The sequence below is a fragment of the Aquitalea pelogenes genome (assembly GCF_001515305.1).
Taxonomy (GTDB): Bacteria; Pseudomonadota; Gammaproteobacteria; order Burkholderiales; family Chromobacteriaceae; genus Aquitalea; species Aquitalea pelogenes.
On sequence record NZ_LNQV01000011.1, the window covers coordinates 65,201 to 76,939 of the forward strand.

Here is an 11,739-nt window from a genome sequence, read left to right on the forward strand (position 1 = left end):
GAATTCAACCCTTTTGCATGAAGGAAAGCTTCATCGCGTGCCATGGGGAAGCGCGCGGAGTGCCATCCGGCACGCTCTTCCCCCGGCCTGGAGCTGGCCGCTCAAGCCAGTGGCCATACTTCCCCATAGGCGCGCTGGTACATGGCCTGCAGTTGTTCCCAGTCGAAAAAGTGGTTCTGGCAACCGGCAGTGGTGACCTTGATGGCACCGATCATATTGGCCAGACGCCCGGTCAACTGCCAGTCCAGCTGGCGGCTGATGCCGAACATCAGCCCGGCGCGGAAGGCATCGCCACAGCCCATCGGGTCCACTGGCGGTTGCGGCATTTCCACCCGCGGCAGGTGGATGTGGTCCGCCCCCACGTAGAGATCGGCCCCGCGCGAGCCACGGGTCACCACCACCGCCTGCACCTTGCGCCGCAAATCCTCCACCGTCAGCCCGGCGCGTTCGCGCATCAGCTCGCTTTCGTAGTCGTTGATGGTGATGTAGCTGGCCAGCTCGACAATCTGGTGGATTTCCTCACGCGACAGCAGCGGCAGCTCCTGGCCCGGGTCGAAAATGAAGGGAATGCCGGCAGCGGACAGCTCCTGCGAGTGCTGCAGGAAGGCACGATGACCACCGGGCGACAGGATGGCCAGCTCTACCGGCTGCTGGATATCCGCGATGTGATTCTCGGTGGAAAAATCCATCGCGCCGGGATGGAATGCCATCAGCTGGTTGCCGTCTTCATCGGCAATGCCGAAGCACTGGGCGGTGTATTGCTTGCGGATCAGCCGGATGTGGCTATCATCCACCCCGGCACGCAGCAGGTGCTGGCGATAGGGCTGGAAGTCCTCGCCCACCGTGCCCATCACCAGCGGCTTTTCGCCCAGCAGGGTGAGGCTGTAGGCGATATTGCCCGCCATGCCGCCAAATTCGCGTCGCATGGTGGGAGCCAGAAAAGTGGTGGAAATCTTGTGCAGCTGATCGGGCAGGATCTGACTGTCGAATCGACCGTGAAACGAGAACAGCGTATCGTAGGCGAGCGCCCCGCATACCAGGAGAGACATGCTCACTCCGAATAAAATTCAACTGAACATTTTAACATGAAACTTTTTTGTGCATGCGGAGCGAAACTTGCGCCTGCGCCCTCTCTCCAAAGGCAGCAAACCCGTTTTCCCATTCTGCAAGCTCGTTCCGGAGGCCACATGAACCTGACATCCTTGCGCGCCACGCTGCTGGCCGCCCTGCTCTGCCTGCTGCCACTGGCTGCCAGCGCTGCGCCCACGCTGGCGCAAACCCGTTTCACCGACCAGAGCGGCAGCTCGGTGTCGCTACGTGCGTATCAGGGCAAGGTGGTGCTGGTGAACTTCTGGGCCACCTGGTGCAGCCCCTGCCGCGAAGAAATGCCCATGCTCAATGCGCTGCGCGAGAAGCTGGCGCCCAAGGGTGTGGAGGTGGTGGGCGTGGCGCTGGACAACAAGACCGAGACCTATAACTTTGCCCGCCAGCTGAAAATCAACTACCCCATCGTGCTGGGCGACAGCGACACCCTCAGCCTGCTGCGCAGCCTGGGTAATCCGGCTGGTGCGCTGCCTTACAGCATCATTCTGGACCGCAATGGCAAGCAGGTGGGCAGCCTGCTGGGCCGTCTGAACGAAAAGAACCTGGAAGACACGCTGCGTCACTTCCTGTAAGCCCTGCGCCAGCCCGACAGCAAAAATCCCCGCCGTTGTCGGCGGGGATTTTCATTTCTGCCAGCGGGTGGCTGCAGTCATCAGAGACTGGCCGCCAGCTCGCTGCCCTGACGGATGGCACGTTTGGCATCCAGCTCCGCCGCCACATCGGCACCACCAATCAGGTGTACCGTCTTGCCGGCATCCTGCAGCGGCTGCTGCAATTCGCGCAGCGGGTCCTGACCGGCACAGATGATGACGTTATCCACGGCCAGTACTTGCGGCTCGTCCTTGATGATGACATGCAGGCCGGCATCGTCGATTTTCTGATAGCTGACGCCGGACAGCATCTTCACCTTTTTCATTTGCAGACTAGCGCGATGAATCCAGCCGGTGGTTTTGCCAAGGCCATCCCCCACCTTGCTTTGCTTGCGCTGCAACAAGTAAACCTCACGCGGGCTGGCATGCGGCTGCGGGCCTTGCGGGCTGAGGCCGCCGGGCTGTGCCACCTGCATGTCCACGCCCCATTCCTGCATGAAGGCCGCCACGTCCAGCGAGGTGGACTTGCCTTCATGGGTGAGGAATTCCGCGGTATCAAAACCGATACCACCGGCACCGATGATGGCGACACGCTTGCCCACCGGCTTGCCGTGCTTGAGCACATCCAGGTAATTGAGCACCTTGGGATGGTCGATGCCGTCGATCTGCGGCAGGCGCGGCGCAATGCCGGTGGCCAGTACCACTTCGTCAAAGTCGCGCAGCATGGCGGCATCGGCGCGGGTGTTCAGTTGCAAAGTCACGCCGGTCGCGGCCAGACGGCGGTCGAAATAACGCAGGGTTTCGTAGAATTCTTCCTTGCCAGGAATGCGCTTGGCCACGTTAAACTGGCCACCGATTTCGCCTGCGGCATCGAACAGCGTCACCTGATGGCCGCGCTCGGCAGCGACGGTGGCACAGGCCAGGCCTGCCGGGCCAGCGCCCACCACGGCAATTTTCTTGCGCACTGCCGCCGGGGTGTAATTGAGTTCGGTTTCGCGACAGGCACGCGGGTTCACCAGGCAGCTGGTGAGCTTGCCCTGGAAGATGTGGTCCAGACAGGCCTGATTGCAGCCGATGCAGGTGTTGATTTCATCGCCCTTGCCCGCTGCCGCCTTGTTGACGAAATCCGGGTCGGCCAGGAAGGGACGCGCCATCGACACCATGTCGGCACAACCGCTGGCCAGGATGTCTTCCGCCACTTCCGGAGTATTGATGCGGTTGGTGGTGATCAGCGGAATGTTCACCTTGCCCATCAGCTTTTTGGTGACCCAGGCAAAGCCGCCACGCGGCACCATGGTGGCAATGGTGGGGACACGGGCTTCGTGCCAGCCGATGCCGGTATTGATGATGCTGGCACCGGCGCGTTCGATCTCCTGCGCCAGTTGCACCACCTCGTCCCAGCTGCTGCCGTCCTGCACCAGGTCCAGCATGGACAGGCGGTAGATGATGATGAAATCGCTGCCCACGGCGGCACGCACGGCCTTGACCGTTTCGATGGCGAAGCGGATGCGGTTTTCAAAGCTGCCGCCCCAGTCATCGGTGCGCTTGTTGGTGGCACGGGCGATGAACTGGTTGATCAGATAGCCTTCCGAGCCCATCACTTCCACGCCGTCATAGCCGGCCTGCTGGGCCAGTCTGGCGCAGCGGGCGAAGTCGGCAATGGTTTGCCACACCTCGGCGTCGCTCAATTCACGCGGGCGGTAAAAGTTGATGGGCGCAATCAGCGGCGAGGCCGACACGCATTTTTCCTGAAAGCTGTAACGGCCGGAGTGCAGGATCTGCAAGGCAATCTTGCCGCCTGCGGCATGGACGGCATCGGTTACCTTGCGGTGGTCCGGCACGTGCTGTTCATCGGCCAGCATGGACGCGCCTTCGGCCACACAGCCTTCCGCATTCGGTCCCACCCCGCCGGTCACGATCAGGCCGACACCACCACGGGCGCGTTCGGCGTAGAAGGCGGCCATCTTGTCGAAACCACCGGGCGCTTCTTCCAGCCCGGTATGCATGGAGCCCATCAACACGCGGTTTTTCAGTGTGGTAAAGCCCAGGTCCAGCGGGGCCAGCAAATGCGGATATGCAGTCATGTTTCGTCCTCGTCGACGTGGCGAGCAGGCGCTCACCCTGATTGTGGTTCAGCAGCCGGTCATTTGCCGGCATGGCATGCATTATTGTCACTCGACAATACTTACTAGTAAGTAAGTTGTCAACGCAAGCCATCGCCCGGATGCCCTCCTGCACCGCGCATGCGCGCTCACCGTGCTTGGCGTGTACAGGCAGCCTGCTTACACTGTGTCTTTTCTGCTGGAAAACCCATGTCCCTGCCCCGCCCGCTGGCCAATCTGCTTGCCCTGCCACCCTTGCTGGCCGCCGGCAGCTTTGCGCTCACCGACAGCCTGTTCTGGCCCGTCCTGCTGTATCTGGCCATGAGCCTGCTGACCTTTGCCGTGTATGGCTGGGACAAGCGCCAGGCCGTGCATCACGGGCGGCGTACACCGGAAAAACTGCTGCACTGGCTGGAGCTGTTGGGCGGCTGGCCGGGCGGCTTGCTGGGCCAGTACTGGCTGCACCACAAATCCAGCAAGGGCAGCTACCAGCTGATGTTCTGGCTGATCGTGCTGGCACACTGGCTGCTATGGGGCAGCTGGATTGCCTGGCGCTGGCATGTGGCGCATGCGGTCTAGGTGCGCCGTCGCGTTGCCGCCTGAATGGCCGCATCCAGCCATTGCAGCAGGTCGGTCACCACTTCTTCCCGATTGGTTTCGTTGAACATCTCATGCCGCCCGCCAGGGTAAACCTTGCTGCTGACATTCAGCAGGCCGGCCTCCCGATAGCGGATTTCCAGCTGGCCCAGCGCCAGGCGTCCCAGGCTGACCGGGTCGCGGCTGCCCGCCAGCAGGTAGACCGGGCAATGCCGTGGCAGATTATCGCCGGCGCTGGCCTCGCCCTTCTCCAGCGCGATGATGCCACCAAACAGGTCCGCCCACAGTCCGGGGGCGGGGTCGAAACCGCATAAGGGATCGGCCAGATAAGCATCCACTTGTGCCGTGTCGCGTGACAGCCAGTCCGCCTTGGTGCGGGCCGGGAAAAAGCCCAGATTGAAGCTGCCAAAAATCAGCCTTGCCATGAAGGTGGATGGCACATCGTCCCCGCCTAGCCGGCCTGCCAGCCAGGCCAGCTGACGCAGCAGCCAGGCCAGCGGGCGCTGCCGGTAACCGGTGGCCGACAACACCAGCCCGTCAAACCTGGCACCTTGTTGCAAAAAGTAATGGCGGGCAATGAAGGAACCCATGCTGTGACCCAGCAGGATGAGCGGCACCGCAGGATGCTGGCTGGCAGCAAACTGGCGTACATGGTCGACATCCGCCACCACCTTGTTCCAGCCATCCTCGGCGGAAAACCAGCCATGACGGGCAGCGTGCGGGCCATGGCCGCGATGGTCGTGGGCGTAGACCGCAATGCCGTGTTGCGCCAGTTGCAGGGCCAGCGGCTGGTAACGGGCGGCATGTTCGCTCATGCCGTGGCAGATCAGCAGTGCGGCACGTACCGCCACGCCTGCCGGCGGCTGCCAGCTGCAGCCATGAATGCGATGGCCATCGGCCACCTGCAAGGTGAAGTGCTCCATGTTTTCCTCGTTGCGCTTTGCGCTCCGCTTGCCCGGACACGGGGTGCGGAGCTGCATTGATGATGCAGTCATCATGCGTCCTTGCCAGTCAATGTCGCAAGCAAAATACCGCAACGGTGCTAACCAGCGGCTAGAGGGCAGGCAGCAAGGCAATGGTCAGTACCAGGGTGGGAATCCCCAGGACGGTGCTACACAGCAGTGTGGCACCCGACAAGGTATAGGGCAGTCGCTGGTTCACCCCGAACAGGATGCCAAAGAAACCCGAGGGGATGGCCGCCAACAACACCACTGCCTGTGTCACTTCCCGGGGCAATGCCAGCAGCAGAGCCAAGCCATAAACCAGTGCCGGGTGCAAGACGTTTTTCAACAGCGCGCCCAACAGGATATGCCGATCCAGCCGGAAGGGCTGGGCGGAAACCAGCAAGCCAGTAACAAACAGTGCAATACCGCCCACGGCCACGCCCATCAGCGAGAAAGCAGCACGCAGGTAATCTGGCAATGGCCATTGCAATATGGCCAGCAGGGTACCTGCCAAAGGGGCGAGCACCACGGGGTTACGCAGGATATTCAGCAACGTGGCCAGCACAGCCCAACGCTCGGCCCCGGCTCCGGTGGCGGGCTTGCTCTGCAAGAAAAACAAGGTTAGTGGCGAAATGATGACACTGCCGGCAATGATTGCCACCGCAACAGCCAGTGATTCTGTTGGTGATATCACCGTAGCAAGCAAGGGGATGCCGACAGCAGCATAGTTGGGCAAGGCCACAGTACAGGCCTGTACCGCCGCCAGCGGCGGATTTTGTCGCCATAACAGTCGTTCCAGCCCGTAACTGAAGCCGAACAACAACAGCATGGACAACACCAATACGACAAACAAGGACAGCTGTTGCTGCAACATGCCGAGCGAGGCATTCGCCGTGGTCAAAAACAAGGAGCACGGCAAGGCAAACCGCATCAGCAGGCTGTTGAGTGACTCGATATGCACATTGTCTACACGTTGCCGTTTGCCCGCATAAAAGCCCAATGCCAAGACGAAGAACATGGGCAGTAAAGACAGAAGGATGGTGTGCAGCATGGATTCTCCGGCGTCAGAAGGAGCTGTGCCCCGCGCTGGCTGGGCACCATGCCGCATGGTGCATGGCAGGGCAACACCGGTCCAGCAGTGCCGGTCACACTAACAACGCTGCAAAACCAGCCAAAATGGCAGGGGACAAGCAGGAGGAAACTTGCCCCAGCCATCGTGCAGCCATGCTCAGCATGGCAACATCAGGCCAGCATCCGCGCCGGATCGAACGCGGGATGAGTCAGCGAGGTAAGCACATGGTCGCGCCATGCGCCGTTGATATACAGGTAATCGCGCGCCAGGCCTTCCTCGACAAAGCCCAGGCGCCGCAGCAGGGCGGCGCTGCGCTGGTTGTGCGGCTGGTAATTGGCTTGCAGGCGATGCAGGCGCAAGTCGTCAAAGGCAAAGCGGATGATCTCGCTGACTGCCTCATGCATCAGCCCCTGCCCTTGCAGGCTGTGGTCGATGCCATAACCCAGATGTGCCGCCTGAAACACCCCGCGCACGATATTGCTCAGGCTCACTGTCCCGACAATGCGCTGCGGCTCTTCCGGCAGGGTAAGCAAATAGCGCGCGCACATGCCCTGCTCCCAGCCCAGCGCCTGCTGGCGCAACTGCATGGTCCAGTACAGCTCGGTGTAGAACATGTCTCCGGGCTTGGGGTCCCACGGGGCAAAGTGCTGGCGGTTGGCTACCTGATAATCCAGCATGGCGCGGGCCAGCCCGGTATGGGGCGGCAGCAAGTGCAAACGCGGGGTGACCAGCACGGCTTGCAAGGTGGTCATGAGGCACATCCTTCGACAATGGCGGCAGACAGGCAGTGTAAGCGTTGCGCCATGCCACACTCAAGCGCCACGCCGGATGCGACAACGCCCGGACAGGGCCGGGCGTCGGGTCTGGCGGTGCTGCGCGTGGCGGCTTAGTTGCCGGTCAGGCGTTCCAGTGCCTCGCGGTATTTGGCCGCGGTTTTTTCGCGCACGTCCAGCGGAACTGCCGGGGCCGGCGCCTGCTTGTTCCAGCCGGAGGCTTCCAGCCAGTCACGCACGAACTGCTTGTCGAAGGACGGCGGATTGGTACCGGCAGCGTAGCTGTCGCCGGCCAGAAACGGCTGGAGTCCGGGGTCAGCGCTTCGTCCATCAGCACCAGGGTGCCGTCTTCGTCCAGACCGAACTCGAACTTGGTGTCGCAGATGATGATGCCGCGCTTGGCGGCGAATTCGGCAGCAGTCTTGTACAGCAGGATGGCGGTGTCACGCACCTTGGCAGCCAGCTCGGCACCAACGATGCCCACGCACTGCTCGTAGCTGATGTTTTCGTCGTGATCGCCCACGGCCGCCTTGGTGGACGGGGTGAAGATGGGTTCGGGCAGCTTGCTGGATTCCTGCAGGCCGGCCGGCAGTGCAATGCCGCACACGGTGCCGGACTTCTGGTATTCCTTCCAGCCGGAACCGGCCAGATAACCACGTACCACGGCTTCGATCGGCACCGCTTTCAGGCGCTTGGCCACCACGGCACGGCCTTCCACTTGCGGCAGGTCTTCGGCGGACACCACGTCTTCCGGCTTGTCACCGGTCAGGTGGTTGGGTACCACGTCCTTCAGGGTTTCAAACCAGAAGTTGGAAATGGCAGTGAGGATCTGGCCCTTGGCCGGAATCGGATCATCCAGAATCACGTCAAAGGCGGACAGACGGTCGGTGGCGATCATCAGCATGCGCTTGTCGTCGATCTCGTACAGATCGCGTACCTTGCCGGAGTAGATTTTCTTCAGGCTTTTCAGATTGGTGGTGTTGAGTCCGCTCATGACACGTCCTTGCTAAAGGCTGGGCCGGCCTGCCTTGTGGGCGGGCTGGCGATTTTGAAAACGGGTGGGCTCCGCCGCCAACCGGTAGTCGGCTGGCGGAGCCGGAATGGCTTACAGCGTATCCTTCAAGGCCTGCGCCTGTTCCAGTGCCTCGTCGGCAGTGGCGGCCATCACGTTGAAGTGGCCCATCTTGCGACCCGGACGCGCCTGCTTCTTGCCGTACAGGTGCAGCTGGGCGTTGGGGGCCTCGGCCAGTACATCCCAATTGGGCTCGCCGCCGTCTTCCTTCCATACATCACCCAGCAGGTTCACCATCACCACCGGGCTGAGCAGGTCGGTGCGGCCCGGCAGCAGGCCGCACATGGCGCGTACTTGCTGCTGGAACTGGTCGGTGAGGCAGGCAGTCAGGGTGTAATGGCCGGAGTTGTGCGGGCGCGGGGCGATTTCATTCACCACCAGGCTGTCGTCGGCCAGCACGAAGAATTCCACCGCCAGCACGCCAACGTAGTCCAGCGCTTCGGCCAGATTCTGCGCCATCTGCTGGGCGGATGCCGCCAGCGCCGGGGCAATGCGTGCCGGGACAATGGACACGTCCAGAATGCCGTTTGCGTGGCTGTTTTCCGCGACCGGAAACACCGCCATCTGCGCCGCACTGACGCGGGTGACAATGGCCGATACTTCCAGCTTCAGGTCCAGCATTTTTTCCAGCACACAGGCCTGACCACCCAGATTGGCATAGGCGGCGCGCGCTTCGTCCTGGGTGCTGACCCGTACCTGGCCCTTGCCGTCGTAACCCAGACGCGCGGTTTTCAGGATACCGGGCAGGTAGGGCGTGAGGTCGACCTGGATGTCTTCCACGCTTTCAATGGCCAGATAGGGTGCAGTCGGCAGACCGGCCTTGTTGATCCAGGCTTTTTCGGCAATGCGGTCCTGGGCGATGGCCACACAGTCACCCGAGGGCGATACCCGGGTGGTACGGGCCAGTTCGCGCATGGCGTCGGCATTGACGTTTTCAAACTCGGTGGTGACGGCGGCACAGGTCTGCGCCAGCGTCTTGAGTGCATCGGCGTCGTTGAACGGGGCGCACAGGTGCACGTCGGCGAACTGGGCGGCCGGGGCATTGCTGTCCGGGTCCAGCACCGTCACGCGGTAGCCCATGGTCTTGGCAGCCACGGCAAACATGCGGCCCAGCTGGCCGCCGCCGAGAATGCCCAGCATGGACGGTGGCAGGATGGCCGCCATTTATTCCACCTCCGGCAAGGTCATGCCCAGCACGGTTTCTTCCTGGCGCTTGCGGAAGGCGATCAGTTTCTCGGCCAGTTCCGGTACGGCATTGGCCAGCATGGCCACGGCAAACAGCGCGGCATTGGCGGCACCGGCTTCACCGATGGCAAAGGTGGCCACCGGAATGCCCTTGGGCATTTGCACGATGGACAGCAGCGAATCCTCGCCACGCAGGTATTTGGACGGCACCGGCACGCCCAGCACCGGCACGTGGGTCTTGGCGGCCAGCATGCCCGGCAGGTGGGCAGCACCGCCGGCACCGGCGATGATGGCTTTCAGACCGCGCTCGGCGGCGGTTTCAGCGTATTGGAACAACAAATCCGGGGTACGGTGGGCGGAGACGACGCGGGTTTCGAAAGCGACACCGAAGTCTTTGAGCACGCGCGCGGCGTTCTGCATGACTTCCCAGTCGCTATTGCTACCCATCACGATGCCGACTTCAATCATGGCGGTGAAGCTCAGGGAGGAATAAAGACGTGATTTTACCTGAGAGCCGGGTGCTGCCGGAATGGTTTTTTATTTTGATATCAAGACAGTTGCACCAACTGTCGCACGCGCTGTCTCTGGCTCAGCCCGGACGCGGGTAGGTAAACAGCAGCAAGTGCGCGGTATTGAAGGCCAGATGCGCCAGCGCAGCCAGCGCCACCTGCCGGGTGGCGGCATACACCAGGCCATAACCCAGCCCGGCCAGCGTGGCCAGACCCACCCAGCCCCAGCCGCCTGCCACATGGGCGGCACCAAACAGCAGGGAGGCAGCAATCAGCGCAGGCAGGGGCTCCACCCGGTTTTCCAGCCAGCGTTGCAGGCCATGACGGAACAAGGCCTCCTCTGGCATGGCAGTCAGGAAGAAATTGGCAAACAGCCAGGGCAACAACCAGGCCGGCAGCTTGGGTGCATAGGCAACCATGCCGCTTTCCTGCGCCAGCGCCAGCACCAGTACCAGCAACAACACCCCCACCGCCGCCACAGTACCGCCCCAGGCCCGGCCATGGTGGGGCGCATCGTGCAGGCCCAGCAACAGCAGCCAGCCGGCCACGCCCTTGTCAAAACTCCAGAATAGCCGGTAAGGCTGACTGTCCGGCGTCAGCTTGCCCTGCCACAGCAGCGGATTGTCAAAACCGGGCAGCACATGCAAGGCCAGCGCCAGCAAGAGTGCCAGCCACAAGGCAGTCCAGGCCGGCCGGGGAAAGCGGTACACCACATAACTGAGCCCAGCGGCCAGCACAACCGCCAGCAGGCCCAGCCAGCTGCAGCAAGCCGCAATAAGCCGCCAGCCCGACGGCTGCGGCACCGGCAAGCAGCGACGAGCGTGGCAGACCAAGGCATTGCAGCAGCAAGGCCATGGCCAGCAGGCCGAAGCTGGCCAGTTCGATGGGGGCGGGTAGCATCATGGGGTGGGCCCAGCCCGCCGGGCGGCATCTGCCGCGTGGCGGGCTGTGGTGACTTACATCTTGGTGAGCTGCTCGCGCGCTTTCTGCGCGGCAGAGCTGGACGGATACAGCTTGATCAGGCGCTTGAGCGTGGCCTTGGCAATATCCACCTGACCCAGGTCACGCTGGCAGTTGGCCACATTACGCAGCGCGTCCGGTGCCTTGGGGTTGTCAGGGTATTGCTCGGCAAAGCGGCGGTGGATTTCAATGGCGGCATCGTACTGGCGCTGCGCGGTATGGGCCACACCAAGCCAGTACAGGGCATCAACCGCCTGCGGCGCATTGGGGTTCTGCTGGATGTACAGGCTGAGCGCGGCTGTTGCCTTGGCAAAATCACGTGCGCGCAGCAGGTTCAGCGCCTTGTCGTAGTCCGGGCTGGTCTGGGTATCGGTCGCTGCGGCAGGCTGGCTGCTGGCCGGCTGGCTGGCCGCCTGCTGGGCGGCGGCTTCCTTGCCGGCGCTCTCCAGATGGCTCAGTCGGCCATCCAGATCGTTATACAAATCGTTCTGGCGTTTTTGCGTGGTTTGCAGATTGTAGTTGGCCACTTCCACTTCGCCGCGCAGCTTGGCGACTTCGGCTTTCAGGCTTTCCACCTGATTGACCATTTCCAGCAGCTTCTCGTTGGACAGCTTGCTTTCCACTTCGGTAAGGCGCGCATTGGCCTGACGATTGACCTGGTCGATCTGGTAGCGGGTGGCTTCAATATCGCTGGTAGTAGCGCAGGCAGACAGGGTAAGCAGCAGCGCCGCGCTGAGGGCAAGGCGTTTCATGGGGCGGTTCTCGGTCCGTTGCATACAGGATGGCCGACATCATAGCAGCCTGAAACAGGTTTCTGGCTAGATGTCCGGC

The 11,739-nt window shown here is 62.3% G+C and carries 11 protein-coding genes and 1 pseudogene; 2 read left to right on the forward strand and 10 right to left on the reverse strand.

Going from position 1 to position 11,739, the window contains the following annotated elements:
* Nucleotides 1–101: 101 nt before the first annotated feature.
* A complete protein-coding gene (locus tag AWT75_RS06755; protein ID WP_062788404.1) occupies nucleotides 102–1,049 on the reverse strand; it encodes a carbohydrate kinase family protein in 948 nt (315 codons plus the stop codon).
* Nucleotides 1,050–1,187: 138 nt separating this feature from the next.
* On the opposite strand from AWT75_RS06755, the gene AWT75_RS06760 reads away from it, so the two are divergent.
* Nucleotides 1,188–1,676: a TlpA family protein disulfide reductase gene (locus AWT75_RS06760; RefSeq protein ID WP_062788406.1), complete on the forward strand. Its 489-nt coding sequence runs from the start codon at nucleotides 1,188–1,190 to the stop codon at nucleotides 1,674–1,676.
* An 80-nt stretch (nucleotides 1,677–1,756) separates the two neighbouring features.
* Here AWT75_RS06760 and AWT75_RS06765 read toward each other — a convergent pair whose 3' ends face one another.
* Entirely contained in the window at nucleotides 1,757–3,778 is a 2,022-nt protein-coding gene (locus tag AWT75_RS06765) for an NADPH-dependent 2,4-dienoyl-CoA reductase (RefSeq protein WP_062788409.1), read from the reverse strand.
* A gap of 228 nt (nucleotides 3,779–4,006) precedes the next feature.
* Between AWT75_RS06765 and AWT75_RS06770 the strand changes: the two genes are divergently transcribed.
* Nucleotides 4,007–4,375, forward strand: coding sequence for a DUF1294 domain-containing protein (locus AWT75_RS06770; protein ID WP_045846418.1), 369 nt, complete (start codon nucleotides 4,007–4,009; stop codon nucleotides 4,373–4,375).
* On the opposite strand, the gene AWT75_RS06775 is transcribed toward AWT75_RS06770, so the two are convergent.
* From AWT75_RS06775 to ybgF, 8 genes and pseudogenes are all read right to left on the reverse strand, one after another.
* Nucleotides 4,372–5,316, reverse strand: a complete 945-nt coding sequence (locus tag AWT75_RS06775; protein ID WP_062788438.1) for an alpha/beta hydrolase — start codon at nucleotides 5,314–5,316, stop codon at nucleotides 4,372–4,374. The two genes, AWT75_RS06770 and AWT75_RS06775, sit on opposite strands and share 4 nt — an antisense overlap.
* 130 nt (nucleotides 5,317–5,446) lie before the next feature.
* On the reverse strand, nucleotides 5,447–6,388 hold the full coding sequence (locus tag AWT75_RS06780) for an AEC family transporter (RefSeq protein ID WP_062788411.1): 942 nt from the start codon (nucleotides 6,386–6,388) through the stop codon (nucleotides 5,447–5,449).
* Between the two features lie 191 nt (nucleotides 6,389–6,579).
* Complete coding sequence (locus AWT75_RS06785) at nucleotides 6,580–7,161, reverse strand: GNAT family N-acetyltransferase (protein ID WP_062788413.1); 582 nt, start codon at nucleotides 7,159–7,161, stop codon at nucleotides 6,580–6,582.
* Nucleotides 7,162–7,295: 134 nt separating this feature from the next.
* Nucleotides 7,296–8,176, reverse strand: a pseudogene (locus AWT75_RS06790) (phosphoribosylaminoimidazolesuccinocarboxamide synthase).
* A gap of 111 nt (nucleotides 8,177–8,287) precedes the next feature.
* Complete coding sequence (locus tag AWT75_RS06795; protein ID WP_045846421.1) at nucleotides 8,288–9,418, reverse strand: 5-(carboxyamino)imidazole ribonucleotide synthase; 1,131 nt, start codon at nucleotides 9,416–9,418, stop codon at nucleotides 8,288–8,290.
* Nucleotides 9,419–9,907, reverse strand: coding sequence for a 5-(carboxyamino)imidazole ribonucleotide mutase (purE, locus tag AWT75_RS06800; protein WP_045846422.1), 489 nt, complete (start codon nucleotides 9,905–9,907; stop codon nucleotides 9,419–9,421). It lies immediately after the preceding gene.
* 121 nt (nucleotides 9,908–10,028) lie between these two features.
* A complete protein-coding gene (locus AWT75_RS06805) occupies nucleotides 10,029–10,751 on the reverse strand; it encodes a CPBP family intramembrane glutamic endopeptidase (RefSeq protein ID WP_204376894.1) in 723 nt (240 codons plus the stop codon).
* A gap of 153 nt (nucleotides 10,752–10,904) precedes the next feature.
* Nucleotides 10,905–11,660 carry a tol-pal system protein YbgF gene (gene ybgF, locus AWT75_RS06810; protein ID WP_062788440.1) on the reverse strand — a complete coding sequence of 252 codons (756 nt, stop codon included), beginning with the start codon at nucleotides 11,658–11,660 and terminating at the stop codon, nucleotides 10,905–10,907.
* Nucleotides 11,661–11,739: the final 79 nt, after the last annotated feature.

Bases quoted from the DNA above. Each gene is read 5' to 3' on its own strand.
- AWT75_RS06755 (WP_062788404.1), bottom strand. From the start codon at position 1,049: ATGTCTCTCCTGGTATGCGGGGCGCTCGCCTACGATACGCTGTTCTCG.
- AWT75_RS06760 (WP_062788406.1), top strand. From the start codon at position 1,188: ATGAACCTGACATCCTTGCGCGCCACGCTGCTGGCCGCCCTGCTCTGC.
- AWT75_RS06765 (WP_062788409.1), bottom strand. From the start codon at position 3,778: ATGACTGCATATCCGCATTTGCTGGCCCCGCTGGACCTGGGCTTTACC.
- AWT75_RS06770 (WP_045846418.1), top strand. From the start codon at position 4,007: ATGTCCCTGCCCCGCCCGCTGGCCAATCTGCTTGCCCTGCCACCCTTG.
- AWT75_RS06775 (WP_062788438.1), bottom strand. From the start codon at position 5,316: ATGGAGCACTTCACCTTGCAGGTGGCCGATGGCCATCGCATTCATGGC.
- AWT75_RS06780 (WP_062788411.1), bottom strand. From the start codon at position 6,388: ATGCTGCACACCATCCTTCTGTCTTTACTGCCCATGTTCTTCGTCTTG.
- AWT75_RS06785 (WP_062788413.1), bottom strand. From the start codon at position 7,161: ATGACCACCTTGCAAGCCGTGCTGGTCACCCCGCGTTTGCACTTGCTG.
- AWT75_RS06795 (WP_045846421.1), bottom strand. From the start codon at position 9,418: ATGGCGGCCATCCTGCCACCGTCCATGCTGGGCATTCTCGGCGGCGGC.
- purE (WP_045846422.1), bottom strand. From the start codon at position 9,907: ATGATTGAAGTCGGCATCGTGATGGGTAGCAATAGCGACTGGGAAGTC.
- ybgF (WP_062788440.1), bottom strand. From the start codon at position 11,660: ATGAAACGCCTTGCCCTCAGCGCGGCGCTGCTGCTTACCCTGTCTGCC.